General features: G+C 51.2%; 31 protein-coding genes, 3 tRNA genes and 2 pseudogenes. 21 read left to right on the forward strand and 15 right to left on the reverse strand.

All coding sequences use genetic code 11. The features are described 5' to 3' along the window. Nucleotides 1-83: 83 nt before the first annotated feature. Nucleotides 84-1,013 carry an MDR family oxidoreductase gene (locus MRY16398_RS09790; RefSeq protein ID WP_232034419.1) on the reverse strand — a complete coding sequence of 310 codons (930 nt, stop codon included), beginning with the start codon at nucleotides 1,011-1,013 and terminating at the stop codon, nucleotides 84-86. Then, a pseudogene (gene acuR, locus MRY16398_RS09795) lies at nucleotides 943-1,763 on the reverse strand (acrylate utilization transcriptional regulator AcuR). The gene MRY16398_RS09790 and the pseudogene acuR overlap by 71 nt, the downstream one beginning before the upstream one ends. Before the next feature lie 218 nt (nucleotides 1,764-1,981). On the opposite strand from acuR, the gene MRY16398_RS09800 reads away from it, so the two are divergent. The 3 genes from MRY16398_RS09800 to ldtA all read left to right on the forward strand — a co-directional run bounded on the left by MRY16398_RS09800 (nucleotide 1,982) and on the right by ldtA (nucleotide 3,667). Then, nucleotides 1,982-2,335, forward strand: coding sequence for a type II toxin-antitoxin system RelE/ParE family toxin (locus tag MRY16398_RS09800; RefSeq protein ID WP_125124251.1), 354 nt, complete (start codon nucleotides 1,982-1,984; stop codon nucleotides 2,333-2,335). Nucleotides 2,336-2,337: 2 nt separating this feature from the next. After that, the gene (locus MRY16398_RS09805) at nucleotides 2,338-2,640 is read left to right on the forward strand and encodes a helix-turn-helix domain-containing protein (RefSeq protein WP_071196363.1); all 303 of its coding nucleotides are present in this window, start codon (nucleotides 2,338-2,340) and stop codon (nucleotides 2,638-2,640) included. A gap of 76 nt (nucleotides 2,641-2,716) precedes the next feature. Continuing rightward, nucleotides 2,717-3,667 (forward strand): L,D-transpeptidase, encoded by a 951-nt coding sequence (gene ldtA, locus MRY16398_RS09810; protein ID WP_041851855.1) that lies wholly within the window; start codon nucleotides 2,717-2,719, stop codon nucleotides 3,665-3,667. Nucleotides 3,668-3,759: 92 nt separating this feature from the next. On the opposite strand, the gene MRY16398_RS09815 is transcribed toward ldtA, so the two are convergent. Then, nucleotides 3,760-3,948: a YjfB family protein gene (locus MRY16398_RS09815; protein WP_041851854.1), complete on the reverse strand. Its 189-nt coding sequence runs from the start codon at nucleotides 3,946-3,948 to the stop codon at nucleotides 3,760-3,762. A 189-nt stretch (nucleotides 3,949-4,137) separates the two neighbouring features. After that, nucleotides 4,138-4,213 (reverse strand) — tRNA-Asn (locus MRY16398_RS09820). A 332-nt stretch (nucleotides 4,214-4,545) separates the two neighbouring features. Here MRY16398_RS09820 and nac point away from each other — a divergent pair. Together nac and cbl are read left to right on the forward strand one after the other, a co-directional pair. Then, nucleotides 4,546-5,463, forward strand: coding sequence for a nitrogen assimilation transcriptional regulator NAC (nac, locus tag MRY16398_RS09825; RefSeq protein ID WP_041851853.1), 918 nt, complete (start codon nucleotides 4,546-4,548; stop codon nucleotides 5,461-5,463). 101 nt (nucleotides 5,464-5,564) lie between these two features. Next, nucleotides 5,565-6,515, forward strand: a complete 951-nt coding sequence (gene cbl, locus MRY16398_RS09830) for an HTH-type transcriptional regulator Cbl (RefSeq protein ID WP_041851852.1) — start codon at nucleotides 5,565-5,567, stop codon at nucleotides 6,513-6,515. Nucleotides 6,516-6,566: 51 nt separating this feature from the next. On the opposite strand, the gene MRY16398_RS09835 is transcribed toward cbl, so the two are convergent. After that, complete coding sequence (locus MRY16398_RS09835) at nucleotides 6,567-7,043, reverse strand: GNAT family N-acetyltransferase (protein WP_071196365.1); 477 nt, start codon at nucleotides 7,041-7,043, stop codon at nucleotides 6,567-6,569. A 91-nt stretch (nucleotides 7,044-7,134) separates the two neighbouring features. On the opposite strand from MRY16398_RS09835, the gene MRY16398_RS09840 reads away from it, so the two are divergent. Continuing rightward, a complete protein-coding gene (locus MRY16398_RS09840; RefSeq protein WP_125124252.1) occupies nucleotides 7,135-8,058 on the forward strand; it encodes a LysR family transcriptional regulator in 924 nt (307 codons plus the stop codon). A 51-nt stretch (nucleotides 8,059-8,109) separates the two neighbouring features. On the opposite strand, the gene MRY16398_RS09845 is transcribed toward MRY16398_RS09840, so the two are convergent. Then, nucleotides 8,110-8,185: transfer RNA gene (locus MRY16398_RS09845), tRNA-Asn, on the reverse strand. A 100-nt stretch (nucleotides 8,186-8,285) separates the two neighbouring features. Then, nucleotides 8,286-9,083 carry a DgsA anti-repressor MtfA gene (gene mtfA, locus MRY16398_RS09850; protein WP_041851849.1) on the reverse strand — a complete coding sequence of 266 codons (798 nt, stop codon included), beginning with the start codon at nucleotides 9,081-9,083 and terminating at the stop codon, nucleotides 8,286-8,288. Between the two features lie 93 nt (nucleotides 9,084-9,176). Here mtfA and MRY16398_RS09855 point away from each other — a divergent pair. Further along, nucleotides 9,177-9,266: transfer RNA gene (locus MRY16398_RS09855), tRNA-Ser, on the forward strand. Between the two features lie 80 nt (nucleotides 9,267-9,346). On the opposite strand, the gene MRY16398_RS09860 is transcribed toward MRY16398_RS09855, so the two are convergent. The 8 genes from MRY16398_RS09860 to MRY16398_RS09890 all read right to left on the reverse strand — a co-directional run bounded on the left by MRY16398_RS09860 (nucleotide 9,347) and on the right by MRY16398_RS09890 (nucleotide 15,197). Beyond that, a complete protein-coding gene (locus MRY16398_RS09860) occupies nucleotides 9,347-10,375 on the reverse strand; it encodes a tyrosine-type recombinase/integrase (RefSeq protein WP_172600701.1) in 1,029 nt (342 codons plus the stop codon). Then, on the reverse strand, nucleotides 10,344-10,592 hold the full coding sequence (locus MRY16398_RS09865) for a DUF4224 domain-containing protein (protein ID WP_125124254.1): 249 nt from the start codon (nucleotides 10,590-10,592) through the stop codon (nucleotides 10,344-10,346). Before MRY16398_RS09865 ends, MRY16398_RS09860 begins: the two co-directional genes overlap by 32 nt. A gap of 70 nt (nucleotides 10,593-10,662) precedes the next feature. After that, nucleotides 10,663-13,134: a 3'-5' exonuclease gene (locus MRY16398_RS09870; RefSeq protein ID WP_125124255.1), complete on the reverse strand. Its 2,472-nt coding sequence runs from the start codon at nucleotides 13,132-13,134 to the stop codon at nucleotides 10,663-10,665. Nucleotides 13,135-13,274: 140 nt separating this feature from the next. After that, complete coding sequence (locus MRY16398_RS09875) at nucleotides 13,275-13,613, reverse strand: RrF2 family transcriptional regulator (protein ID WP_125124256.1); 339 nt, start codon at nucleotides 13,611-13,613, stop codon at nucleotides 13,275-13,277. Between the two features lie 15 nt (nucleotides 13,614-13,628). After that, a complete protein-coding gene (locus tag MRY16398_RS09880) occupies nucleotides 13,629-13,964 on the reverse strand; it encodes a hypothetical protein (protein ID WP_125124257.1) in 336 nt (111 codons plus the stop codon). A gap of 168 nt (nucleotides 13,965-14,132) precedes the next feature. Beyond that, the gene (locus tag MRY16398_RS09885; RefSeq protein WP_047369726.1) at nucleotides 14,133-14,318 is read right to left on the reverse strand and encodes a DUF1482 family protein; all 186 of its coding nucleotides are present in this window, start codon (nucleotides 14,316-14,318) and stop codon (nucleotides 14,133-14,135) included. Then, entirely contained in the window at nucleotides 14,315-14,437 is a 123-nt protein-coding gene (locus MRY16398_RS31150; protein WP_255498897.1) for a hypothetical protein, read from the reverse strand. Before MRY16398_RS31150 ends, MRY16398_RS09885 begins: the two co-directional genes overlap by 4 nt. A gap of 322 nt (nucleotides 14,438-14,759) precedes the next feature. Next, nucleotides 14,760-15,197 (reverse strand): helix-turn-helix domain-containing protein, encoded by a 438-nt coding sequence (locus MRY16398_RS09890; protein WP_125124258.1) that lies wholly within the window; start codon nucleotides 15,195-15,197, stop codon nucleotides 14,760-14,762. 89 nt (nucleotides 15,198-15,286) lie between these two features. Between MRY16398_RS09890 and MRY16398_RS09895 the strand changes: the two genes are divergently transcribed. From MRY16398_RS09895 to MRY16398_RS09970, 14 genes and pseudogenes are all read left to right on the forward strand, one after another. Beyond that, on the forward strand, nucleotides 15,287-15,538 hold the full coding sequence (locus MRY16398_RS09895; RefSeq protein WP_125124259.1) for a transcriptional regulator: 252 nt from the start codon (nucleotides 15,287-15,289) through the stop codon (nucleotides 15,536-15,538). Beyond that, entirely contained in the window at nucleotides 15,519-16,073 is a 555-nt protein-coding gene (locus MRY16398_RS09900; RefSeq protein WP_125124260.1) for a toxin YdaT family protein, read from the forward strand. The genes MRY16398_RS09895 and MRY16398_RS09900 overlap by 20 nt, the downstream gene beginning before the upstream one ends. Nucleotides 16,074-16,127: 54 nt before the next feature. Continuing rightward, nucleotides 16,128-17,180, forward strand: coding sequence for a DUF1376 domain-containing protein (locus tag MRY16398_RS31260; protein ID WP_336513210.1), 1,053 nt, complete (start codon nucleotides 16,128-16,130; stop codon nucleotides 17,178-17,180). A 2-nt stretch (nucleotides 17,181-17,182) separates the two neighbouring features. Next, nucleotides 17,183-17,923 carry an ATP-binding protein gene (locus tag MRY16398_RS09915; protein ID WP_125124261.1) on the forward strand — a complete coding sequence of 247 codons (741 nt, stop codon included), beginning with the start codon at nucleotides 17,183-17,185 and terminating at the stop codon, nucleotides 17,921-17,923. A gap of 19 nt (nucleotides 17,924-17,942) precedes the next feature. After that, nucleotides 17,943-18,383, forward strand: coding sequence for a hypothetical protein (locus tag MRY16398_RS09920; RefSeq protein ID WP_125124262.1), 441 nt, complete (start codon nucleotides 17,943-17,945; stop codon nucleotides 18,381-18,383). Further along, a complete protein-coding gene (locus MRY16398_RS09925; protein WP_125124263.1) occupies nucleotides 18,377-18,688 on the forward strand; it encodes a hypothetical protein in 312 nt (103 codons plus the stop codon). The genes MRY16398_RS09920 and MRY16398_RS09925 overlap by 7 nt, the downstream gene beginning before the upstream one ends. Beyond that, nucleotides 18,685-19,320, forward strand: a complete 636-nt coding sequence (locus tag MRY16398_RS09930; RefSeq protein ID WP_125124264.1) for a hypothetical protein — start codon at nucleotides 18,685-18,687, stop codon at nucleotides 19,318-19,320. The genes MRY16398_RS09925 and MRY16398_RS09930 overlap by 4 nt, the downstream gene beginning before the upstream one ends. Beyond that, nucleotides 19,317-19,808: a hypothetical protein gene (locus MRY16398_RS09935; protein WP_172600639.1), complete on the forward strand. Its 492-nt coding sequence runs from the start codon at nucleotides 19,317-19,319 to the stop codon at nucleotides 19,806-19,808. Before MRY16398_RS09930 ends, MRY16398_RS09935 begins: the two co-directional genes overlap by 4 nt. 335 nt (nucleotides 19,809-20,143) lie before the next feature. Continuing rightward, a pseudogene (locus MRY16398_RS09940) lies at nucleotides 20,144-20,473 on the forward strand (dATP/dGTP pyrophosphohydrolase domain-containing protein); the annotation flags it as partial. Between the two features lie 20 nt (nucleotides 20,474-20,493). Beyond that, nucleotides 20,494-20,754, forward strand: a complete 261-nt coding sequence (locus MRY16398_RS09945; RefSeq protein WP_125124265.1) for a hypothetical protein — start codon at nucleotides 20,494-20,496, stop codon at nucleotides 20,752-20,754. Then, entirely contained in the window at nucleotides 20,751-22,724 is a 1,974-nt protein-coding gene (locus tag MRY16398_RS09950; RefSeq protein ID WP_125124266.1) for a DNA cytosine methyltransferase, read from the forward strand. Before MRY16398_RS09945 ends, MRY16398_RS09950 begins: the two co-directional genes overlap by 4 nt. Nucleotides 22,725-23,480: 756 nt before the next feature. Further along, complete coding sequence (locus MRY16398_RS09955; RefSeq protein ID WP_125124267.1) at nucleotides 23,481-23,684, forward strand: hypothetical protein; 204 nt, start codon at nucleotides 23,481-23,483, stop codon at nucleotides 23,682-23,684. A gap of 29 nt (nucleotides 23,685-23,713) precedes the next feature. Further along, the gene (locus tag MRY16398_RS09960) at nucleotides 23,714-24,712 is read left to right on the forward strand and encodes an SDH family Clp fold serine proteinase (RefSeq protein ID WP_125124268.1); all 999 of its coding nucleotides are present in this window, start codon (nucleotides 23,714-23,716) and stop codon (nucleotides 24,710-24,712) included. A 737-nt stretch (nucleotides 24,713-25,449) separates the two neighbouring features. Next, complete coding sequence (locus tag MRY16398_RS09970) at nucleotides 25,450-25,650, forward strand: hypothetical protein (protein WP_125124270.1); 201 nt, start codon at nucleotides 25,450-25,452, stop codon at nucleotides 25,648-25,650.

Below are 25,650 nucleotides of genomic sequence, written 5' to 3' on the forward strand. Positions count from 1 at the left end.
TTGCCGCGCATTGAGTGCGTAAATCTAATGATAATGGGGCGTATGGCGAGAAGCCGGCGCGACAGGGCGCGCCGGGGTAACAGTTAGCCGTTGATTTTCACCAGCGTACGGCCCTGAATCTTGTTACTCAGGAAATCGGCGGCAAACGCCGGAGCCTGCTCCAGGCCGATTTCAGTGGACGCCTGCTGGTAGTAGCTCTCCGGCAACAGACTGGCCAGACGCGCCCAGACCGAAGCGCGTTCAGCGGTCGGTACCATCACGGAGTCCACACCCTGCAGGCGGACGTTACGCAGAATAAACGGCATCACGGTGGTGGGCAGATCGAAGCCACCCGCCAGGCCGCAGGCGGCAACGCAGCCACGGTAGTTTGTCTGTGCCAGTACTTTTGCCAGCACTTTACTGCCGACGGTATCGACGGCACCGGCCCATAGCTGTTTTTCCAGCGGACGGGTCTCTTCGAAATCGCTGCGCGGCAGAATTTCATCGGCACCTAACTGGCGCAGGAAGTTGTGGGTGGATTCACGGCCAGAGACCGCGACAACGGTGTAACCCAGCGCTTTCAATAGCACAACGGCGGTACTGCCAACGCCGCCGCTGGCTCCGGTGACCAGCACTTTACCGCTTTCCGGTTTCACGCCAGCTTCAACCAGCGCATCCACGCAGAGCATGGCGGTAAAACCTGCGGTACCGATAATCATTGCGTTGCGGGCGCTGAGCGCGTCTGGCAGAGAAACCAGCCAGTCGCCTTTTACACACGCCTGTGCGGCCAGACCGCCCCAGTGGTTTTCACCCACGCCCCAGCCGGTGAGGATCACCGACTGGCCGGGAACAAAGCGCGGATCGCGGCTTTCGCTGACGCGCCCAGAGAAATCGATACCCGGTACCATCGGGAACTGACGAACGATCTTCCCTTTGCCGGTGATCGCCAGCGCGTCTTTGTAATTAAGACTGGACCAGTCGATGTCGACCAGCACATCGCCATCGGCGAGGGCGGGCAGAGCGATATCTTTCACGGCTGCCAGGGTTTTGTTTTCAATCTGTTCCAGAACTAAAGCTTTCATGACTGAGTTTTCCTCGTCTGACTGTGGTTTTCGGCGCAGGGCCGTCCTGTGCAGGTGTTATTTTTGAGTAATGCTGTACAAAAAGAATTCCCAGTACTGATTGAGCGGGTCGGCAGACTGGAACAGTTTGGCGCGCATCACGGCGCCTTCCCAGCCGGACCAGAACACCCGCGCCAGTTTTTCCGGCGAAGCATCCTGTGGAATAACGCCTTGCGCTTGCGCCTCGGTAAAGCAACGGGCGACGCGCGTTTCCCACTCTTCGAGGATCGCTTTTAATCGTTGGGGGAACGCTTCGGGTAAGAGGGGGGACTCCTGTAGTAGGTTGCCAACAAGACAACCGCGGCGAAACTGATATTTCGCCATCCCCTGACCCGCATGAAGCACAAAAGCGGCCATCCGCTCAAGCGGCGGCAGGGTGCCATCAAGCAGGAATTTGTCTAATTTATGGGCAAAAAAGGAACCGTAGGCTGCAAGCACCGCCATGCCAAATTCCTGTTTGCTCTTAAAGCAGTGGTAAAACGATCCCTTCGGTACGGCGATATTTTTAATGACCGCATCGATACCCGCCGACAAATATCCCGTCTCCGTCAGCACCGCCAGACCCGAACGAATCAGTTCCTGGCGGGTGTCAGTAAACGCGCGTTCGACCTTTGGAGGCCTGCCACGCCGGGGTTTTTGCGCAACGACCGTTTCGTTACTCATAATTTAGACCGATTGGTTTTAATTGTCGCCAGCCTACGCGCAATCGGAATGCTTAGCAAGCGAAGCGAGGGGAATGGCTTTACGGTACATGAAGAAAGTCTGGAACCTTGCTTCCGGTTTTGGCTGCGATTAAGTGCGCTTCTCCTGATTTTCTTTCACATTGCAGATTATCACTTTGCGGCTATATAGCTTTTGGCCTATATTTATAAGGAAATCTTGTGTGGGAAATTAAAACAACGGACAGGTTTGATGAGTGGTTAATCGCTCAAAATGATCACACGCGTGCGAGCGTTTTGGCGGCGCTGATCGTGTTGCGAACGAAAGGCCCCGAATTGCCCAGACCCTGGGCCGACACGATAAAAGGGGCGCGCTACAGCAATATGAAGGAGCTGCGAATTCAGTGTCGTGGGGAGCCGATACGCCCTTTTTTCGCTTTTGATCCCAGACGGGCGGCTATTGTGTTGTGCGCAGGAAGTAAAGCTGGAAATGAAAAACGTTTCTACGCCGAAATGATTTCGCGAGCTGAGCAGGAATATGCAAACTATCTGAAAAAACCAGAGAAAGAGGAGTAAATATGGGCAGAACGCTGGAACAACTGCTTGCGGATGAAAAACCAGAGGTTGTGGCGCAGGCTGAGTCAATGGCGACTGAGACTCTCCTGAACATTCACCTGGCCGAACTGCGTGAGAAAGTGCAAAAAACGCAGGTGGAAATGGCGCATGCACTGGGGATACGGCAACCTACGGTGGCGGGAATGGAAAAACCGGGTCGCGATGTAAAACTGTCGACGCTTAAGCGCTACGTTGAAGCCACTGGCGGTAAGCTTCGTCTTGATATCGAACTGCCTGATGGGTCGCATTACGCCTTCGTTGTATAACCCGTGAGCATTAGCGAGACAGGGACAAAAAAGACTATGATTAGGCTACGCCTGTCGCGTCTGAGGAAAGGAAATCATGCGTCGTATTAAACTGTTTTATGGCCTTTTTATTTTGCTCGCCAGTCAGAGCGTGCTGGCGGTGAGTTACCCATTGCCGCCGGAGGGAAGCCGCCTGGTCGGCAGCGTGCAGGTCGTCACCGTGCCGCAGGGTAATACGCTGCCGCTGGAGGCCTTTGCCGCGCAGTACGGCCAGGGGTTGAGCAATATGCTGGAGGCCAATCCCGGTGTTGATCCTTTCCTGCCAAAAGCGGGTTCCGAACTGATTGTGCCGCAGCAGATCATTTTGCCCGACACGGTGCGTCAGGGCATCGTAGTGAATGTCGCTGAAATGCGCCTTTACTACTACCCCAAAGACAGCAATACCGTTGAGATCCTGCCTATTGGCATTGGTCAGGCCGGACGCGAAACGCCACGTAACTGGGTTACTGCTGTTGAACGTAAGCAGGAAGGCCCCACCTGGTCTCCTACGCCGAACACCCGTCGCGAATATGCCAAAGAGGGGAAAACCCTGCCTGCGATGGTGCCTGCCGGGCCGGATAATCCGATGGGGCTGTATGCTATTTATATCGGCAAGCTGTATGCCATCCATGGGACCAACGCCAATTTCGGCATCGGGCTGCGCGTCAGCCAGGGCTGCATTCGCCTGCGGAATGATGACATCAAATATCTCTTCGATAATGTGCCGGTGGGCACCCGTGTGCAGTTGATTGACCAGCCGGTGAAAGCGACCGTAGAGCCGGATGGCAGCCGCTGGGTTGAAGTCCACGAACCGCTATCGCGCAATCGCGCCGAGTTTGAATCCACCAATAAAGTGCCGTTGCCTCTGACGCCAGCGTTACATGCCGTCATTAAAGGCGAGGGCGTGGATGCGTTGAGGGCGGCTGAGGTGCTTGAACGCCGCTCCGGGATGCCAGTGAACATCAGCGAGTCCGCGCACAGCGCTGGTTTGAGTAAAGAACGGTTGTAAATCACAGATAAAAAAGCCCGCATCTGGGCGGGCCTGGCAGCATAGGTACTCAGGAATGCCCAATAAACGCAAGCGTAATTGGGCAAACTTGCTTATGCGGTGGTATTCACGTGACGACCAATGGACGGATTTGCCGGCACCTGAGGTATCTGATTAATGATACCGGTTGCCGTTGCCTCCTGGTTATCCAGCGCTTTTCTCAGGACAATGGTGCTGACCTGGTTCTGGAGGTTATAAGCACTGAGACTGGTCGATAATGATGCGATTTGCAATGTATCCATTTCGATCATCCTATTGTTAACAAACAAAAAATCTAACAGTGCGAGGACAAAGCCTCACAGTATCATCGGCATGTTCCGGTAAAACCTTAGAAAAGAATAAGTGCCCACTGCGGATTTGTCGAATGAGCGGCGTGTGCTGCGCTGGAAAGCAAAAACCCGCTTAAGTTGCCTTAAGCGGGTTTTCAAATTTGGCTCCTCTGACTGGACTCGAACCAGTGACATACGGATTAACAGTCCGCCGTTCTACCGACTGAACTACAGAGGAATCGTGTGAACGGGGCGCATATTAACGATGCCTGATCGCCTTGTCAAAGGCTGCAATGCCTTTCTCGTTCCGTTTGTCGACTATTTCGACAATGCGCCTGCAAGATAGTCAGTCTGCCGCTTGTTTGCACCATCATGAGGCAGAGGAGTCTCTTATGGGGCATCGGGCAAACCACTGTTTCAGTAATCATATCCCCCCTGGTTATCAGAATCTCTTATTATCCAGCCTGTTAGCGATGGTCAGATGACTTATCTAAAACTGGCAAGCATATTGCAACTCCTCCGACAACATGACTGCCGGCGTTGGCACTGGTATTCCGAACAGGAGGCAAAATGAACTTAAGACGCCTGAAATACTTCGTAAAAATCGTCGATATCGGCAGCCTGACTCAGGCCGCTGAGGTACTTCATATCGCGCAGCCCGCGCTGAGCCAGCAAGTGGCTACGCTGGAGGGCGAACTGGATCAGCAGTTGCTGATTCGCACTAAGCGCGGCGTGACGCCGACCGAAGCGGGCAAGATCCTCTATGCCCATGCGCGGACTATCCTGCGTCAGTGCGAACAGGCACAACTGGCGGTGAACAACGTGGGGCAATGCCTGCGTGGACAGGTCTCCATCGGCCTTGCACCGGGCACGGCAGCCTCTTCTGTAACGATGCCGCTGTTGCAGGCGGTGCGCTCAGAGTTACCGGAAGTGACCGTATATTTGCATGAAAATAGCGGTACGGTACTGAACGACAAGCTCCTGAGTGGTCAACTCGATATGGCTGTGCTGTATGAGCGCGCACCCGGTTCCGGCATCAACAGCTTACCGCTGCTGAAAGAAGATCTGTATCTGGTCGGCACGCGCGATTGCCCAGGACAAAGCGTTGATTTGACAGCCGTTGCAGAGATGAACCTGTTCCTGCCACGTGACTACAGCGCGGTGCGTTTGCGGGTTGACGAAGCGTTCTCATTGCGTCGCCTGACGGCAAAAATCATCGGCGAAATCGAATCGATCGCCACCCTCACGGCGGCGATTGCCAGTGGTATGGGCGTAACGGTGCTGCCGGAATCCGCCGCGCGCTCATTGAGCAGTGCGGCGAACGGCTGGATGGCGCGTATTACCACGCCGTCGATGAATTTACCGCTCTCTCTGAACGTTTCTGCCCGCGGTACGCTCTCGCCGCAGGCACAGGCGGTAAAAGATATTCTTATGTCTCTGGTAAGCCGCCCGGCGATGGACAGCCAGGAGTTGCAGTTGGTAAGTTAAGCGTTATTCCATTACGGAATAACATGCTGGTTTTTATTATTTGTTCTGCCAGGCCTCAGACTTTAACAATAGCGTCATGTCTGATGGCCCTGGAGGGAAGGGTGAATTTCCAGCAACTGAAAATTATCCGGGAAGCGGCGCGCCGGGATTATAATCTGACCGAAGTCGCCAACATGCTCTATACATCGCAATCCGGGGTGAGTCGTCATATCCGCGAGCTTGAAGAAGAGCTGGGGATTGAGATTTTCATCCGTCGGGGCAAACGGCTGCTGGGGATGACCGAGCCGGGTAAAGCGCTGTTGGTGATAGCCGAACGTATTCTCAATGAGGCGAGCAATGTACGCCGCCTCGCTGACCTTTTCACGAATGACACATCCGGCGTGCTGACGATTGCGACAACGCATACACAGGCTCGCTACAGCCTGCCTACGGTGATTAAATCGTTCCGCGCGCTGTTCCCCGAAGTTCGGCTTGAGCTGATTCAGGGGACGCCGCAGGAGATTGAGACGCTGTTGCACAATGGCGGCGCGGATATCGGCATCGCCAGTGAGCGACTCAGCAACGACAGCACTCTCGCTGCTTTCCCTTGGTTCCGCTGGCATCACAGCCTGCTGGTTCCTAAAGATCATCCCTTATTGCAAACCTCTCCTCTTACGCTTGAAGAGATCAGTCGTTGGCCGCTGATCACCTATCGGCAGGGGATCACCGGACGTTCGCGTATTGATGAGGCGTTTGGTCGCAAGGGGCTGCTGCCGGATATTGTGCTCAGCGCACAGGATTCGGATGTCATCAAAACCTACGTTGAATTGGGGCTGGGGGTTGGGCTGGTGGCCGAGCAGTCGAGCGGGGAGAACGAAGAGGGCAAGCTGGTGCGGCTGGATACGCGTCATCTGTTCGATGCCAATACCGTCTGGCTTGGGCTTAAACGCGGTCAACTGCAGCGCAATTATGTCTGGCGCTTTATCGAGCTCTGTAATGCAGGGCTGTCGGTTGAGGATATCAAACGTCAGGTGATGGAGCCGGACGAAGAGGTGATTGATTACCAGATTTGAAAACAGCGTCCCCCGCATACGGATGCCGTCGGGGGATACGCGCGTTGCAGGTTACTCCGCAAATTTGAGCAGCGCATCGCCATCAAGACGATAGCGTACCCACTCGCTTTGCGGCAGTGCGCCGATGCTCAGGTAGAAATCAATTGCTGGTTTGTTCCAGTCGAGCACGCTCCATTCCAGACGACCACATTTGCGCTGTACCGCGCATTGCGCAATGTATTTCAGTAAGGCTTTGCCTGCCCCTGCGCCGCGATAATCTGGGGAAATATACAAATCTTCCATATAGATACCGTTGCGTCCGAGCCAGGTAGAGTAGCTGGTGAAGAAGACCGCATAACCCGCCACGTTACCGTCGATCTCGCAGATTAACGCTTCGGTTTTACTGTCGGCACCAAACAGAGTGGCCTTAATTTCGTCCGGGGTGGTCACCACTTCTTCCGGGGCTTTTTCGTACACCGCCAGTTCATAAATCATGTCATAAATTGCATTTGCGTCCGTTGGGCGTGCCTGGCGAATCGTGATGCTCATTTCTCTTCCTGCCTGTTATGCGTGGGTTCAAATTGCTGGCGTTAAGCATAAGGGGTATTGTTAAAAGAATTAAGTGCAATGAAATCACTGGTTGATGAATATTATGCATCATGCTTTGCGACGTCTTGATCTAAACCTTTTGCCCGTTTTTGACGCTATCTATCGGCATCGTTCCGTCAGAGCGGCCGCCGAGGAGCTGGCGATGAGTACGTCTGCCCTCAGTCATGCGCTGTCGCGGCTACGCGTCACATTGAACGATCCACTGTTCTATCGCGAAGGCCACCGGATGTGCCCCAGCGTGTATGCGACCCAGCTCGCACCTGCGATCGCCCCGGCGTTGAAGTCCCTTAATCAGGAGTTGACGCCACAACCTGCGTTTGACGCGGCCAGCAGTACCGATTGTTTTCAGATTGCTATTACGGATTTCACCGCATTTTGTATTTTTCCGGCCTTAATGAATCGGTTACAGGAGACTGCGCCAGGACTGCGTTTTGAGTTGCGTTATTTACCGCATAGCCCGGCGTTGACGGAATTGCTTGCAGGCGAGATTGATCTGGCGCTGGGGTTCAGTGCGCCGGATGATGTGGCGCATCCAGAACTGGATGAGATTGTCTGGTTTGAAGATGAGTATGTCGTCATCAGTAACAGCCAGCGCACGCGGCTCACGCTTGAAGATTATCTTGCGGCCAGGCATCTGGTGGTCACCCCCTGGAATGAGAAGCAGGGTATTTTGGATCTGCAACTGGAGCGGATGGGGTATATGCGGCAGGTGACGATAAAAACACCCTCGATGCTCAGCGCGCCGTTCATTATTGAGCAGAGCGACCTGCTGCTCGCTATTCCGCGTTTTGCTGCCGGGAAGATGAAGCTGGCGGCGCAATTAGCGCTTTTTGAACTCCCCTTTGCCGTGCCGCCGTTTGAGGTAAAAATTTATTCGCATAAGCGCAGTGGTAAGCGTGCGGCAACGGACTGGCTGAAAGGAGAATTACAGGCGCTGGCAGAGAAGGGGATGTGAGGCCATAAAAGCAAAAACCCGCTTAAGTTGGCTTAAGCGGGTTTTCAAATTTGGCTCCTCTGACTGGACTCGAACCAGTGACATACGGATTAACAGTCCGCCGTTCTACCGACTGAACTACAGAGGAATCGTGTGAACGGGGCGCATACTACTTGCCACGTTCATATGTGTCAATACTTAATTTAACTTGCTGATTCAATTGGTGAATTAAAGTGCAAATTGCCTTTTTAGTGCACACGGCTTACGGGATCATTTGCTGAATAAGGCCGATCGCGCAGACGCGATAACGGATCCTGTCCATAGAAGTGACAGAAACGTTGCCATAACGCCGGGAAACGTGGGGCGAACAGTTCAGGTGCGCTGAAAAAATACTCCGACAGCACGGCAAAACACTCAGCAGGATCGGTTGCAGCATAGGCATCGATACTGGCCGCGCTTTCCCCTACCAGGTCGATTTCATCCTGAATATTGTCCATCGCAGCGTGCAGATCGTGCTCCCAGCCAGCCACTTCACGCATAGGGATAAGTGGAATACCGCTTGCCCTGTCGCCATTACGGGCGTCCAGTTTGTGTGCGACTTCGTGAATGATCAGGTTGAATCCTGATGCATCGAACGAATCCTGGATGTCGAGCCAGTTCAGGACAATGGGCCCCTGCTGCCAGCTTTGCCCCGACTGGACGAGACGCTGACTATGGACAAGGCCAATACCGTCTTCCCATTCATCGTCAACGACAAACGGGGCAGGGTAGATGAGCACTTCATGGAAACCATCCAGCCATTCAAGGCCGAGTTCCAGTACCGGCAGGCAAAAGAGCAGGCCGATACGCGCGCTCTTTAGCGCATCCAGTTCGAAACCTTGCAAGGCAACCAGCCGCTTTTGTTGCAAAAAACGGTCTGCAAGGTGAACCAGTTTCTCTTGTTCATCTAAAGAAAGGCTCGCCAACACGGGGATGCTTAACGCTTCTTCCCATGGGAATTCCGCACCGTGAGAGGCTTCCTTTGTTTTCCAGGGCCACTTAATCATCGCTTTGCTCGCAAACTCGCCACTTGAACCAAATTAACGGGACAGGGTCTGTTAAAATGCCAAATTACCTGGCATCATGGCAACCATTGAAACGGAGAGATGCCGGAGCGGCTGAACGGACCGGTCTCGAAAACCGGAGTAGAGGCAACTCTACCGGGGGTTCAAATCCCCCTCTCTCCGCCACTATTCAAGCACTTACGCGCTTTACTTTCAACGACTCCCGTCACAGTTGGTATTGTGTTGGTATATTCGATTGGTATATTTCATTCGTCTTTTTCCTCTGTACTGCTTAGAGTTGGCAAGTCCAGTGTAGGCGACACCTTAACTTTCCTGTCGTAAACGACTACTTGGCTCTCTGTCTTATGGCCTGAGAATATCTGCTTTTCCCTGCTTGAGCCTTCATAGTCTGAAATGCCTTTTGCTTTAAGATCATGAAATGTACAGACCAGTTTTCGTCCGAGTTTTTCCCCGGCGCGAGATCTGGCATCCTCCCATAGATCTGCAAAACCACTTTTGGAATACATCTCCTTTTTGGAACTACATATCAGATATTTTTGGCCGCCTAACGTTTTGGCTAGCTCAACGGCAGCATGAAGGCGTTCTGTCCACGCTTTAATCTGTTTCGTACCCGTCTTACCCTGCTGTATATAAATACCTGCTTCCGACAATTGATCTAAGGTTAGGGTGCGAACGTCAGAAGAACGAGCAGCACAAAGATACGCTATTTCCATCGCGGCTTTCATTGCAACTACCGCTTCGTCGTAGATTGCCTGATATTCTTCGTCTGAAATGTAAACTTCCCGGGCCTTAAGGGTGAACTTTCTCACCCCTTTGCATGGATTCCCCTTCACATAACCTCGCTCGAATCCCCACCCAAAAATCCGGGACATGCCTCCCAGTTCCTGGTTCGCCTGGTTTATGCTGCGCTGTCCGCGGCGGTCCATATAAATTCTGACCATTTCTATTTTGATGTCATCGGCCCTCATCTTGCCGAAAACAGGAATCAGATTTTTATGGTATTGCCGGTAGTCCTGCTGAGTGCGCGGAGCCAGTTCACAGAATGAGGGGCTAGAAATAAATAAGCCCCATAATTTTTCGAAAGTCATTACGTCGTGGCGCTCAGCTTTCGCCTTTTCGTAATTTTCCCATAACCGTGACATGCTCGTTTCGCGGATCTTTCCCAAAGTAATGCTGAGTTTCGTCCCCTTTGGTTTCCATACATAACTATATTTATTTTTTGTCACCCGCGGTGGCAGATGTCTATCTTTTGGATCTTTTCGTGGTCGGCCCATTGATTGCGTCGTAGTTAGGTTCTGCAGCGACATATTCATCAACCTTAGGTAATTCAGTAATTCCGGGCGAAAGATTGCGACGTAATACGATCGGGCGGTTCCGCCCATCAGTAGTGAACGGAATGCCATGGCAACGCAACTGCCGTTGCTGATGCGTATAGCGCGAGTAGCCAGTTATTTCTGCAATTTCCTGAGGCGACAGCGTTAATTCATGCATCGGTCATTTCTCTCAATGACCGGCCAGTAAAAGATAACTGACCGGGATGTTGATTGATGATTTTGGAAAATCAGTTCTGGGTCAGTTTTTGCCAGATAGCTGAAACGTATTTGACCTGATGCCGGGCGTCGGCAAGTGCGTTATGCATGTCGCCGTCGAAAGGGATCTGGTAGCGCGGGTTGATACCGACAACTTTGCCCAACTCGACAATGGTGCGCACGTCACGGTCATTCCAGAACGGCACGGACAATTCCGCACCAACCTGTTCATATGCGCGGCGCAAAATTACATTGTCGAATGAACTGCCATTGCCCCAGAGCTGCACATACTTGATGCCGTTGGCTGAATTCGTGTGAATAAATTCGTCGAGGTTATCGATGGCGTCCATCAGCGAAATAGCATCGCCGCCTGTTATCGCTGCGCGCGCCTCTGCTGACTGTTTCATCCACCAGATTATTGTGGCGGCGTCTGGCTTCGCACCGAACTCCATTGCAGACTCGAGGCTGACAATCTGATAGAACTCCTCACCCGTTTTTCCTGTTCCCGGATCGAAAAACACCGCGCCGATGGCGATAATCGGTGCTTCCGGATTGTTGCCCATCGTTTCCAGGTCAACCATCACATGTGTCATCAGGATGTATGATTCACCATCGTTAATTTGATGCCCGGTATCAATATTATTATCTACGGCAGTTGCCTGTGGACGAGCTGCAGCACCGCTTTCAGTTGACACATTTTCTGCTTCGCCCGGCGGTACCGCAGAATCAGTCTGGGTTTCATCACGGCCAGTCTCTTCCATCTGCACATCATCGGCAGCCTCGTTCTGTTGTGTGGTTGTGCTGGTGGCGGATTGCTGGCCCATCAGGTTATCGATGGAGAAAACGCCATTACCGAGATTCGCAATTTCCGTTGTTGTTTTAGAATCCCCTGCAGTTTTGCCTGCTGCTTCTGCAACCTGCTTACCTACAACAACGAATTCGGTAGAGAGCTTATCCAGACTTTCTACCGGTTCTGTTCCCTGAATGACCCCGGCAACTACTGCTGCACTATCCAACTGGCGCGCGGCAACTAATGTTTCCTGTGTTGGGTTGGCATGATCGGTTTCGGTCAGGTAGGCATTTATGTAACCGCTCAGACGACCTGGGGATTTATAAAACTCGGGATGAGCGCTTCTGATAACTGCAAAAATGGCTGCGCGGGAATAATCGAGGATGCCAGGCGTTTTGCGTAGTACACCCGACCACTCCTTCCAGGGGCTTTCATTTTTGGAGATAACCTCTTTCGCCCTGCGATGGATCCCCCCAGGGATGTTGTAGATGTCGAAATCCATAGGCAGGGTTGCTGCGGCAATTTCTTCATCCAGCGTATCCAGCGTGTGGATGTAGTCTGGATTGCGGTCTGTTGGAATGCCGCCGCCAGCAGTTGTTCCTGAATCAGTTCTCTGAATAGCGGCCACGCGTTTTCCAGCCAGCCACTCTTTAACCAGTAAGCCCCGGTCAATATGATGAGTTGATGCCCATGCCTGCATGAACCGCAAAACCACGCCGAGTTCATGACGTGCCGAAGGGGCAAATACTTTTTTTACAGCGTCAGTGAGCTTCCAGATCTCTTGCCAGGAATATTTTTTTGCCTCCGCCACATTCTCAGCGGCCAGCATCAGGTTTTGAACATAATGGTTATCAACGTCGAGCATGAGGTCGGAGATCATGATCCGCTGGTCGGCGGTGACATGATGGGCAAACTCATCGCAGATGTAAGCGGCAAGGAACTGCTGGCGGAATCCCAGTTGTGCCGCAGGATGCTCCATCTTATCGGTAACATCCTCGCTTCGTGTTCTCGGTTCTTTAGCCGGTAATTTGCCGCCTTGCCAGTCTTCCACCAACTGATTGCGGGAATCCGGTTCAGCAGAGATCCAGTTCGTCACAAATTCGACCAGCAGCGTCGGGGCGTGCTCGCCATCCTGAGGGAATACAGCTTTAACTGCCTGCACCAGTTTCCACTCAACATGCAATGACAGATCAGCAAATTCAGCAACGTCAGTGATGGCCTGGAGTAAGTTATGCGTGTAGGAGTTGCCTTCATCCAGTGACAGCTCGGTGGCGGTAATCTGCTGCGCCTTCGTGATATGGGTCTGGTATTTATCGTTCAGCAGGTGAATGGCAATGCGAACAGCCAGCCCACGATTTTCCAAGGAGATATTGGCTTCATCGGATGTAACCGGGAGTGTTTCTTTTTCGGTCGGCGCTGATGGATCCGGTTTGATAATTTTCTGCCAGGTGAGCCCGTCCTCGCCCAGTTCATAGCGATCACACCAGGTGAAATCGAGTGTGCCCTCTGGTGGTAAGTCATCAAACACAGGAAAATTCGTCGCAACTGGTTTTAAGTAGTCTTTGCCACGGCCAACTTCTATTTCTGCATCTTCGAGTGCGTTTGCTAAATCGCGATCTACGCGTTCCGCTGTTTTAGCTGATTTCCAGAAAAAGATGCTTTTTGCTTCTGAGGCTTTAGCCTTGTTTTGAACAAGACGTGCATATGGTTTCATTGCCTTCGGGCTCCTGATGGTTGTAAGATACCCGGCAGCTAATGATTAGCCGCCTGCGGTTGGTTATTGGTCAAAACTCGTTCCGGAAAGCTTTGGTCGGCTGACCGGGTACTTAACCCGCCTTGCGCGGGTTTTGTGCTTTATGGGGTACTGATTTTTGCGTCGGACAGTTGCGAGACGAGAACACTGTCGAGCGCAACCAGTACCGGGTCGAAAATGCTGCTGTGCGGAATTATGGTTACAGCGCGGATCACCTCGGCGACACTGGTTTCGGACTCAGGCTTGCAAAGGTGGTAGCCGCCTCCCGGTCCTTTTTGACCGCGCACGATTTTGGCCTTTCCCAGCTTTGATACGATCTGTTCAACGTAAGACGGGGAAAGCTTGAGTTCGCTGCTGATGGTCGCAACAGTGACAGGTGCGCCGGTATAAAGCTTTTTCATTACAGCGACGACGCGCACTGAGGCAATGATACGTTTCATTCCAAATTCCATAACTTATCCCTTATCCGGCTCCCGGCCGTAACCGGGGTTATCGTCGATAGCATCTTGCAAAATTTGCTTCGCTTCTGCTGGTGGTAGCGACAATGCCAGCCTGATGGCGGTGCCGAAGGTCTCGGCGACGAGTTCGAATTTGCTGGCCAGGCGGTTCGCTGCATCTGTCTGTTCCGATACCGCTTCCATTTCAAACTCATGTTCCTGATAAACCTCAGTGAGAACTTCATCCTCAACTTCCTGCCAAAGAGCTTCCTTCACTTCCAGCACCGGTAGTTTGCCGATGAGCTGCTCAGCGGGTGCGGTGCTGAAACGCAGCGCTAATTCGTTTGCTGACATATCTCCTCCTAAAAAGGCCCGCCGCGAGGCGGGCAAAGAAGATTTATCCAATTTAACAAGAACAGGTCATCGCCTCCTGTTTGGTTATGATGGCGGTATTGCCATCACGATGCCCCGTGCACTGAGCATCAGGCTGGCTACAGCCGTTGGTTATTGGTGAAAACTCGTTTAAAAATGAACTGCAGGCTGTTGGTCGGCAGCCGGAATGCTCACCGGGAAGCACTCGCCTTTTACACTTTGCTCCGCTGCGGCGGCATTACAGTCATCTTCGGTTTGGTACACACCCAGCGGGGTATCAGAACACTCGCCAGTCAGCGCACAAACGGTGATGACTAAATAAAAAAACGTGCTCACGCCTTAATCTCCGGGTTGCCTTTCTGCGCCAGGAAATAGCAGAACTGGCGAACGCGAGCCACAACCCAATTCAACTTCACGGCCTGAATGCCAACAGAAACGCGTGCGAAATCCTTCATTGTTCTTTCTCCCCTTTGATGAGGTTCATGTCGAGTGTTTGCCTGTGTCGCTGGCGAGCGGAACGGGTAAAGCCTGCTGCGCGAAATTACTGAAAAATGAATATCAGTGTCGTTATCTCATCCGGTGTTTCGTATGCCGCCGGCAGCTACTTCGTGGGCGTCCTGCCTGGATAACTGATTCTGTAAAATCAGACTACAAATAAATATGTCAGTTATCAATGTTTATTTGACATTAAAAATGGATATTATTGTTTTTATTTCATTTTTAGTGATTTTAGGGTATAAAAAAAGCCGCACATGGCGGCCATTTTCGTAGGGGGGCTCAGTCTTTGTCTGATGAAGGGGAGATTTTTCGCTTACTTAAAAACTCTGCCATAAACCGATCTAGTTCTTCTAATCGTATCCTTGCAAGTTCGATAAATCGTTCTTGCTCAATCTCAGGAAGTTGATCAAACACTTCTAATAACTCTGTTTGCTTCGGGCTCAGCACAGTTTTGCTTGATGTTACAGCTTGCAGCGATGACTCTTCTTCATCGGTCATAAAAAACCAATACAGTGGTTTTCCAAGGGCTTGCGGAAAAAGTTCTAATTTTTCCTTTCGTGGAAAATTCCCCGTATTGCACCAATTACTGACTGTCTGTGAATTGACACCAACTCTCCGGCCTAACTCAGACTGGGATATGCCCGCCTCATCAAGAGCCCTTAACAGCCGTTTCTCGAAGTTCATATTCGCATCCAAATTAAACCAGTAATGAAGCATACAAAGTTTCTTATCATTTGTGACTGATTAAGTTTCTTGACATTGACAAATTATTTATCAATCATGTGATGAAATAATTAGGAGGAGCTATGCAAGAAACCGTTCAAAAGAAAATCATCTCTCTATGTGGCAGCCAATCAGAGTTGGCTCGTCGTTTGGGTAAAAACTCCCAGACAGTCTCTGTCTGGTTCCGCACTCAGGTAGCCAGTACGGAAGTTCTGAATGCTTGCCGCGTCCTGGATTGGCAAGTAACTCCACATGAGTTACGCCCCGATCTTTACCCAAACCTCACTGATGGCTTGCCGCAGCAGGAGACTGCCCATGCACACAATCAGCCTTGATCATCCTAATCAATGTCCGCCTTTGGCATTGAAATCGAAAAATCAGATTGAACCGCGGCGCCGGGACAACCTGAAACGGATGGCAATCAATACCGCCGTCAGCGAATGGGAAAAAACGTTGCCGGGTCAGGCTCAGGAACAGATAGCGCGGCTGGTGGCAGAAGAATGGAAACGTACTGGCGGCAAGGGGATCACAGTCAACAAGCTGAACTTATTCCGCTACCTGCGCAACGAAAACGGATCCGAAAAATACAACCGATATGTCATGCAACTGGCCCCGGCGATTTCATCCGTGATGCCAATCGAGATAGCACGCGCATACGGCCTCCGTTCCGGCAAGACCGAAGCAGAGTTGGTGGCGAGCGCCATCAAGGAATGCGCAGAAGCACACCAGGCAAAGCTGTTGGGTGCACCACTGCAGCGCCTGGAAAAGGAAATTTGGGAAGCGGCCACGTCGCTATACGCGATGCTCCCAAAGGAGGTATCGGAACCAGCGCTGGCGCTGCTCAGCACTCTGGCGCCGCAGTGTTTTTAAACGAGCTTTGACCAATGACCATAACGTCCGGGCAACCGGGCATCAGGAGTAACCATGGCCGCGCTGCCTTACATGCAACTTTACATTGCTGATTACCTGGCGGACACCATGCATCTGTCCACGGAGGAGCATGGAGCGTATTTGCTTCTCATGTTCAATTACTGGCAAACGGGGAGGGCTATACCAAAAAACCGTCTCGCAAAGATCGCTCGCGTTTCAGATTCGCGCTGGGCTGAGCTTCAAACTGCCCTGAAAGAGTTCTTTGAAGACGATGGAGAAAGCTGGGTTCATTTGCGCATTGAGCGTGACATCGAAACGGTCACGTCATCTTCAAAAAGCAGACCGGCTATTGAGGGGGGAACCTCCTACAAGGGTCATCTGTACTTCATCACTGGCCCTGATCTGGATGTTGTAAAAATCGGGTTTTCAAAAAATCCATGGTCACGACTTAGTGAGCTACGTAGTAGCTACGGTAGCTCACTAACCGTAGTAGCTACGATTCGCGTCGTAGCCAAGCCGAAAATTTCCGTAGCTACGGTGCTTTCCGAGTTCAAATCGGAAGGTGACTGGTTTGTTAAAACTAAATGCATTGAATTGTTAATTTCTGGCGTCAAATCTGGAGAAATCACTACTGTAGAAGCTATTTCTCTGTTCGTAGCCAACTACGTTAGCAACTACGACAGCTACGGTAGCCAAGCTACTGTAGTAGCTACGGGAACTACAAATACAGATCCAGATAAAGATACAGATCTAAAAGAAAACCCAGAGAGAGATATACGCGCGCAAGACAATTTTTTCCCACCCATAGGTAAATTCCCGATCACCGAGGACTGGGCGCCAGGCGTTGATTTTGTCGGCCAGGCGGCGCTCTGGGGTATTAATCTCGGTGAAGAGCCGGGTTACACCGACGTTGAATTGCAGCAATTCCGCGACTACTGGAAATGCGAAGGGAAGGTTAAGCACCACATTCAGTGGGAACAGACTTTCGCAACCAGCCTGAAAACATCACGTGCCAAAACTGCAGCCCCGGCGCAAGTCTCGCGTCGTCAGCCTGCCTTTGGCGTTTCAACACCCGACACGGCGATCCCGCCGGGATTCAGGGGGTAACGATGAAACCGACGAATGACATTCTTGGCCGCCTGCAGCGACTGATCCCGGCAGGTGTACAGCCGAAATTTACCAGCGCTGCCGAGTTAATGGCCTGGCAGCAGGAGGAGGGACGTAAACGAGCTGCGGAACTGGAAAAAGAAAACCAGCGTACTCGCTCTGAGAAGATTTTTGGTCGGTCTGGTATCTGCGATTTGCACCGGAACTGCACATTCGCGAATTACCTGGTGAGCAATGACGGGCAAAAACACGCGCTGACGCTGGCAAAAAGTTATGCCCATAACTTCGGCAGCGGTTTTGCCAGCTTCGTTTTCAGTGGTGGCTGCGGTACCGGGAAAAATCATCTGGCTGCCGCCATCGGTAACTACCTGCTGCAGCATAACCACACAGTGCTGGTTGTGACTGTCCCTGACCTGATGCTGCGAGCCCGCAAATGCTATGACGAAGGGCAGTCCGAATCAGTATTGCTCGATGACCTGTGCAGGGTTGACCTGTTGGTGCTGGATGAGGTCGGCGTGCAGCGCGATACCCGAAATGAATGGGTATTGCTGAATCAAATTATCGATCGCCGCCTGGCGGCAATGAAACCTGTGGGGGTGCTGACCAACCTGAATTTTGACGAGTTATCGAAAATCCTGGGAGAACGGGCTATGGACCGTCTGACCATGGATAACGGCATCTGGGTGAATTTTACCTGGGGGAGTTACCGCAAAAATGTAACCCATTTGCGGATTGTTAAATAACCAAAACGAGTATTGACCAATGACCAAACAAAAACGAATTACTCAGGCTGACCGACTGGTTGTGTATGTCAGCCAGCACCCAGGCATTACCACCCCGGAAGTGTGCGACGCGTTTAACTCTGACTCCGGTTCGACGGGGCAGCAACTGGCTGTGTTAGTACAGCGCGGTGTCATGACCCGTAGTCACAACGGCACCCACTGGGAATATACCGTTGTGCCCGGCAGCGATATCCCCGATATCGAGTTACCGGAACTCGGTCAAAAAGCCGATCCGGAAGTTCTCCGCATGGCGCTTGAAGAAGCTGCCCTGATTGAATCACGGGGGCACTGGCTGCGCGCTGCTACGAAATACAGCGAGATTATGCGACTGGCAAAGAGCAGTCAGGAGATTCAGGACATTTCCCGATTGCGTAACCGCTGCATTCGCAATGCCCGCGCGCGGAGGGCAGAAGCATGCTGAAACCTGAGCAACGCGCCATCGTTGATTTTCTGGCGCGCGAAAAATCCATTTCCACACGGCAGGTTCGCAGCCTGCTGGGCTGCGACATCAAAGAGGCCTACGACCGCCTGAAACGTCTGACGCTGGCAGGCATCGTGAAAAACGTTGGTAAACCTCACCACCCTGAATACCGGCTTACACATCGGTGGCGTTCGCGAGTGGCACCCGCTGCCTGTCCACCAGCGCCGCAAACTGCAGCGCAGATTTGCCGCGAAAAATGGCAGGGCTATCAGGTTCACAAAATTTTCGGGAGCGCACAGAAATGACAATCGTTGCAAACAAACATGTAGCCCGTGTGGGGCACGAATTTGCAGCCGCAATGACGGCTGACACACCGATTATCGAGATCGCCAAAATGGTGTCTCACCTGGCTACTGCGCTGGATGAGCAAACCGCGTTGGTGGGAAAACTTACGGCTGAAAATTCAGCGCGTGGTGACATCATCGAAAGGCTTATTGGGCAGTACAGTGCCGCCGGATTTCACGCAATGCAGAATTCACTAAATCCTGGGCAATCGCTTCTCTTTGACGCATTGCAGGTGATGAAACAGGACGTAACTGCATCCGTGGTCAATCCAACCCATTCAGTGGCAATCACTGACATCATTAATGAGCGCCAGCGCCAGCAGAGTGTTGAAGGTTGGACGCCGGAGCATGACGACGAACACCGCACCGGGGAATTGGCGCGCGCGGCTGTTTGTTATGCGAGCCATGCTGGGAACCCGCACAATAAAAACATGGTGGACTATCAAAAAACGTTTTCCCCAGCCCGCTGGCCGTGGTCGCAAGACTGGTGGAAACCAACAAACCCGCGCCGCGACTTAGTGAAGGCAGGCGCGTTAATCGCCGCCGAAATTGAACGCCTTGATCGTGCCGCTTGTGCGGAGGTGCAATCGTGAGTACTGAGAAAAAATATTGCTACCGCTACCACGATGGCAACGATAACGAAGGGCGCCCAATCGTTACCATTTGGAAACGCTTAATCATTCGTGAAACTGACAAGACCTTCTGGCATGTAGAAGATTTCCCGCATATGAGCTTTGAGCAGGTGGTCAGCTATTGGACCGGAGGTCGCAAGGAAGACCAAAAACGCTACATCAAACGTTGTGCAAAAGGCGCTGATCGCTCGCAGTACCACTACACGAAAGAAGAGGCATTAAAGGCATTTATCTATCGAAAAAGGTTCCAGTTAAAACGTATCAGCCTCACCGCCGAAACGGTGAGCCTGATCCTGACGGGCCTTAAAGATGCTGGGCATATCACATACATAACCGATCAGCATGGGTTTCAGAAGAGAAATATTGCCAGCGTTCCCGAAGGTGAATGCTTTGTGGCGGCTGATGAGCCAGGCCCAATTGCTTCGACTTACATGTGGGGAGAGTACTGATGACAACCAAACATATTCAGTCGCTTATTACCCAGGTACGCGCTGATATCGCAACGCGAAAGACCATGCCGGAATATGGCTCAACTCCTGACGCCGCAATTGAGCGCATCAAAACCATCAACGAAACACAGCGTAGCTTCTCTCTTGAAACGGTTGAAGCCCTGCTGAATGCGCTGGACGTTGATAAAAAGATGATTGCAGCAAACGAGCAAGAGCCTTTCGGTTTTGTTACCAGAAATTGCGCAGAGCATATGCATGATGACGATAGCGACGAGAAACACTGGATGTGGTCTATTTCTGCAGTAGTTATTGGATGTGATCCGAAGCTAAAACATGAGGTGCCAGTTTACTTACACCCCGCGCCTTTAATCTCTGATTTGAGAGAAGCGGTACGAAAAGAGCATGCCGAATGGTCTCAGGCTACGTTCGGGGATGTTGGCCCGGTGGGGCCGCTTAAGCACCTGGCTAAAGAGGCAATAGAGGCCGCAGCCGAACCCTGCGACCTAAGCGAATGGGCAGATATGCAATTCCTGTTATGGGATGCGCAACGTCGCGCTGGCATTACTGACAAACAGATTAATCTGGCAATGATTGAAAAGCTGGCGGTGAATAAGACCCGGAACTGGCCCGCCCCTAAAGACGGGGAACCTCGGTTACATATCAAAAGCGCCGAAGGGGGTTCTCAGTGAGCGATGCATTACTCGAGTATGCCTACCGCCGAATTGTTGAGCTGGAAAAACTGCTGCTGGTGGATGTAGCCGAAACGGTCTGGCCTGCTGAGGTCAAACTGGTCTTGTCTCAGGTAGAACGCGCCGGAGATCTCCCGGCGCACCACCAGCGCCGCCTCAAACATCATATAAACCGCATGTGGTTGGAAAAAATGCCCGTACCGTCAATCGTGGACGCCGCCAAATCGCTGGCCATCGTTATGGAGAAATACTCGTGAGACAATCTGAAATCATCGTTGATAATTTTGCTGGCGGCGGCGGGGCCAGTACTGGCATTGAATTAGCAATTGGCCGCAGCGTGGATATCGCTATCAATCACGACGAGAATGCTGTGGCGATGCACACCACCAACCATCCCGGCACACTGCACTATTGCGAGAGTGTTTTTGATGTTAATCCGCCGGTTGTTACTGCAGGTATGCCAGTGGGGCTGGCATGGTTTAGCCCGGATTGCCGCCATTTTTCCAAAGCGAAAGGTGGCACCCCGGTGGAAAAAGCCATTCGGGGCTTAGCCTGGATTGTGGTTCGATGGGCGCTGACGGTGCGCCCCCGCGTGATGATGCTGGAGAACGTCGAGGAATTTCGCACCTGGGGACCGCTGCTGGCGGCGGAAATGCGGCCAGACCCGGAGCGCATAGGCGAGACGTTTAACGCGTTTGTCTGCATGCTCTCCGATGGCATCAGCGCCGATCATCCGGCGCTGGCCGAGTGCTGCGAGTTCCTGAATATCGAGCCAAACAGCAAGCAGGCGAAAAAGCTGGTTGCCGGGCTGGGTTATGCGGTCAAACATCGTGAACTGCGCGCATGCGATTACGGCGCGCCGACGATAAGAAAAAGATTCTTCATGGTGATGCGTTGCGACGGCGCCGCAATTTGCTGGCCGGAGCAAACCCACGGGGATCCGAAAACAGCCGCGGTTAAATCAGGTGAACTTAAACCCTGGAGAACGGCGGCGGAGTGTATCGACTGGTCTATCCCGTGCCCGTCGATTTTCGACCGCAAAAAGCCGCTGGCAGACAATACGATGCGACGGATTGCACGCGGTATTGAACGTTTCGTGGTGAACAGCGCAACGCCGTTTATTGTGAAGTGCAATCACACCAGTACCAAAACGAATTACGACTGTTTCCGGGGACAATCGCTGGATGAACCGACTCAGACCATTACCAAGAAGCACGGTTTCGCGCTGGCCGTTCCGAGCCTGACGAAATTCCGCACCGGAGCAACCGGGCAGGAGGTAACCGAACCCGTACCAACAGTGACAGCCGGCACATCAAAACGCCCTGGTGGAAACGGTCACGCCCTCGGTATTGTTGAAGCTGCTATTTCGCCGTTTATAGCTGGCGCTGGTGGGCCAAAGTATTCAGCCAAACCGCGCAGAGTCGAAAGTCCAATGCATACGCTCTGCAACACCAATCATTCCTGCGTAATTGCCCCCGTGATAGCAAGGCAGTTCGGTAACAGCGTCGGTCACCGCGCTGACGAGCCGAGCGCAACCGTAACCGCTGGTGGTGGCGGTAAGTCGCAACTGGTCTCAACGACGCTGATTCAGATGGGCTATGGGGAAAGAAAGGGACAGGCTCCACGGATTCTCCAGATCGGGAAGCCGCTTGGTACTGTCACTGCTGGTGGCAATAAGTTCGCTGTGGTGGCGGCAAACCTCGTAAAACACTTTGGTGGGAATTATTCAGGATCTGGCCTGGCACTTGATGAACCAGTTCATACGGTGACAACGACAGATCACCATGCGCTGGTTACATCCAGCATCGTCAAAATGCGCGGTACCAACATTGGTCAGCTAACCGACACACCGTTGCAGACCGTAACGGCGGGTGGTCTGCACTTTGGTGAGGTGAGGACCATGCTGGCTGAAAACGAGTATGACGAGCACCGGGCGGTGCAGGTGGCGGCATTCCTGCATGAGTACGGCATCAGCGAGTTCGTAACGATTGAGAGTGTGGTATATCGCATCGTTGATATCGGCATGCGCATGCTGCAACCCCGCGAGCTGTACCGGGCGCAGGGGTTCCCGGAGTGGTACATCATCGACCGCGACTATCAAGGTGTGAAGTACGCAAAAGACAAGCAGGTAGCCAGGTGTGGTAACGCGGTACCGCCGCCGTTCGCCGAAGCACTGGTAAGAGCAAATTTGCCGGAGCTGTGCACTGATAAACGGGAGGCCGCATAATGGCAAAATTCGCTGCTGCATGAAAAGCCGCGTAAAACGCCAGCCAAGGGCCCGGTAAAGTGTCATACGACATGAAAAAATACGCGTGAGGCAATCTGAAAATATCGTTGATAATTTTGCCGGCGGTAGCTTGCATTGCTGCGAGAGGCATGCTGAGCTGGAATTATCCTGTGTTAGGATGTTCGTGTCGACGATTTGTAGTCTTTCAAAAAGAGAACCGCATCACTGAACTCTTTATTATAAATGTTATAGGTAATCAGATTGTTGAAATTGATGAGTATGAACATCATATGAGATGTAAGGGGTATCATCTGATGTATCACCGACTGGAGTAATTGCGAAATGAAGTACGCTATCGCTTGATTAAATTGCAATTTTTTAAAAATTTGTGATGAAAGTAAAAGTAGGAGTTGTGGTTAAACATAAAGATATTTATTCAATCCAATGAGGAAATTCACATAAATATTGATAGGTTTTAGTTTTGCAAACGTGCGAGAGTGATAGATATTATTTTGTATATATTTGTAATGTTATGCCGATAATTAATATTAGCTTGAATAAAATGGTTAGGTTTGAGGTAAAAATCATTATTTACTAGGTATATAATATATTTTTAATTTTTATGTAATTTCAGATGCTTGGTACTGCCAGTGAACCAGATCTTTACTACCATCAAAGCATGTCTTTCATGTTGTTGTCGTTGCTGTCGAAAAGCAAGATGTATATGATAAAACTCTTTCTAAATGGGGAATCGTAATGTCAAAAAATGCAGAAGAAATCAATAAAGAATACAACGAGTTACTTGATGCTGCGTTGGCTAATCCGGGGGTTGCAGAAGCTATGAAGCTTTTTTCAAGGCATCAACCAACACTTAATGCCCATGCACGATTAGTAACTGCAACTGCGATACCAGCTCAGTTAGCTATCAGTACAGGCACGATGATGAATAGGAACAATTAAAAGAAATCATAACTGTAAGGAGTAACAGTATGCCTGGTTGGGGTGACATATTAAATGAAATACAAGCAATGTCAGCAACGCGCGGTGACGCTTGTGACGTTGTTCGTAAACAGTATCTTGTGAAGTTGCATCAAAAAACGAACCGAGCTGTAATTTCATATTCATCATCATGGGTACAACCTTCGCAGGGCGTAGATCCATTCGTACTCTCACTGAACATCGCTGATGTGCAAGGATTAATGGAGGTGATGAAGGGGGTCAATGAAGATGCAGTGGATTTGATAATACATAGTCCGGGAGGAGCGTTAGACGCGACTGAACCGTTTGTAACCTATATCCGCTCGAAATTTAAACATGTGAGGGCTATTATCCCTCATGCTGCAATGTCTGCCGCGACTATGATTTCATGCGCTGCAGACGAAATCGTAATGGGCAAGCATTCATTTTTGGGACCAATTGATCCGCAACTTGGAATCCAAACTGCTGTTGGTCCAAGAATGGTAGCGGCACAAGCAATCCTGGAACAATTCAAGCTTGCCCAAGATGAAATAGCGCAAGATCAGGCAAAACTTGCATCATGGATGACTATGCTTAATCAATATGGCCCTGATTTATTGATTTCATGTAAAAATGCATCAGAATTGTCAAAGGAACTCGTCCAGTCTTGGCTGGAAAAGTACATGTTCCGGGATGATAAACCTACTGCGCAAAGGATAGCTACCTGGTTGTCCACTCATTCGAATTTCAAGACACATAGCCGCTACTTGAGCCGAGATGTGCTGGAACGTCAGGGGTTGAAAATATCTAAGCTAGAAGATGATCAGGAACTACAGGATTTAGTTTTGTCTATACACCACGCTACAACGATTACTTTTTCAGCTACTCCCGCAGCAAAAATTATTGAAAACCACATAGGGCGCGCGTTTATTAATCAGGCCAACATGGCCCAAATGCACATGATGAATATGCCTGCAATGGTACTGCAAGGGCATATGCCTCAACCATTGCCAATTCCTGGTCCGCAGTAGAGTTGATGTGTCAGCACAAACTAATTAAAGCCGCTTACCCCAGCGGCTTTTTACTTTCTGCCATGATCGATAATTCCGATCGATATGATAGAATTGCTCTGCATAAGTGGTTAATTGCTGATAACATCCTCCCGTCTTGCCCCCTCTGAATTACGTAAAATCAACCATTTAATCTCAAAATCGCTTTCTTTCAAACGAAATTCTCAGCTTGAGTGGAAATAAAATAATGATAAATATCATTCATTTATTTTATGTTGATTAATGTCACTCTTTAAAATACTGTATATATTAACAGTTTTTGGTCTGTTGGCTTTATACGGAAAAGAATAAGAGTGGAGCGCCGTCTGGGGCGCAAAGGGGGGGTAGTGGATAGTGTGGATAGTGATGGTTTGACCAGGTATGATCTGGTTCGCCGTGATGACGGCGTGGTGGTCCTGACGTTCGACATGCCCGCCCGGTGCAAAGCGTTATTGTACAAACAAGGAGATAAATACAGCTTCCGGCCTATGCTGCCTGAGGAGATAGTTGGCACTCCCCATCTGTTTGCACAGATGCTCGAGCGAGCCGGTTACCGGGTTTCTCCAGTTTCTGATATATTGTCTTAGCCAGCCTGAACAACTGGCAGTCTGCTGCGCCACGGAGAAAACCATGGCGCAAAAAACATCGAAAAACCTCACTTTCCTGACGTCTGTCGACGCCAGCTTTTTTGCATACCTTGCCGCCGGGTGGGGTGTCGCATGAAAAAAGGCTGGTTCACGCATACCGACCTCACTGCAGAACAAGCTGCCGAGCTGGTGGCCCGCTATGCAGCAAATCACGTCAAAACCGAAAAAAGTCTTTCATCTGACTATAAGACCTGGATTGTCAGTGCCCGGTTGCCAAAATCAGAAAAGCCCCCGCGTGCAGATAAAACTTACCAGTGGAGGCACTGGGAGTGA

It is taken from the genome of Phytobacter sp. MRY16-398 (genome assembly GCF_003925915.1).
Lineage (GTDB): Bacteria > Pseudomonadota > Gammaproteobacteria > Enterobacterales > Enterobacteriaceae > Phytobacter > Phytobacter diazotrophicus.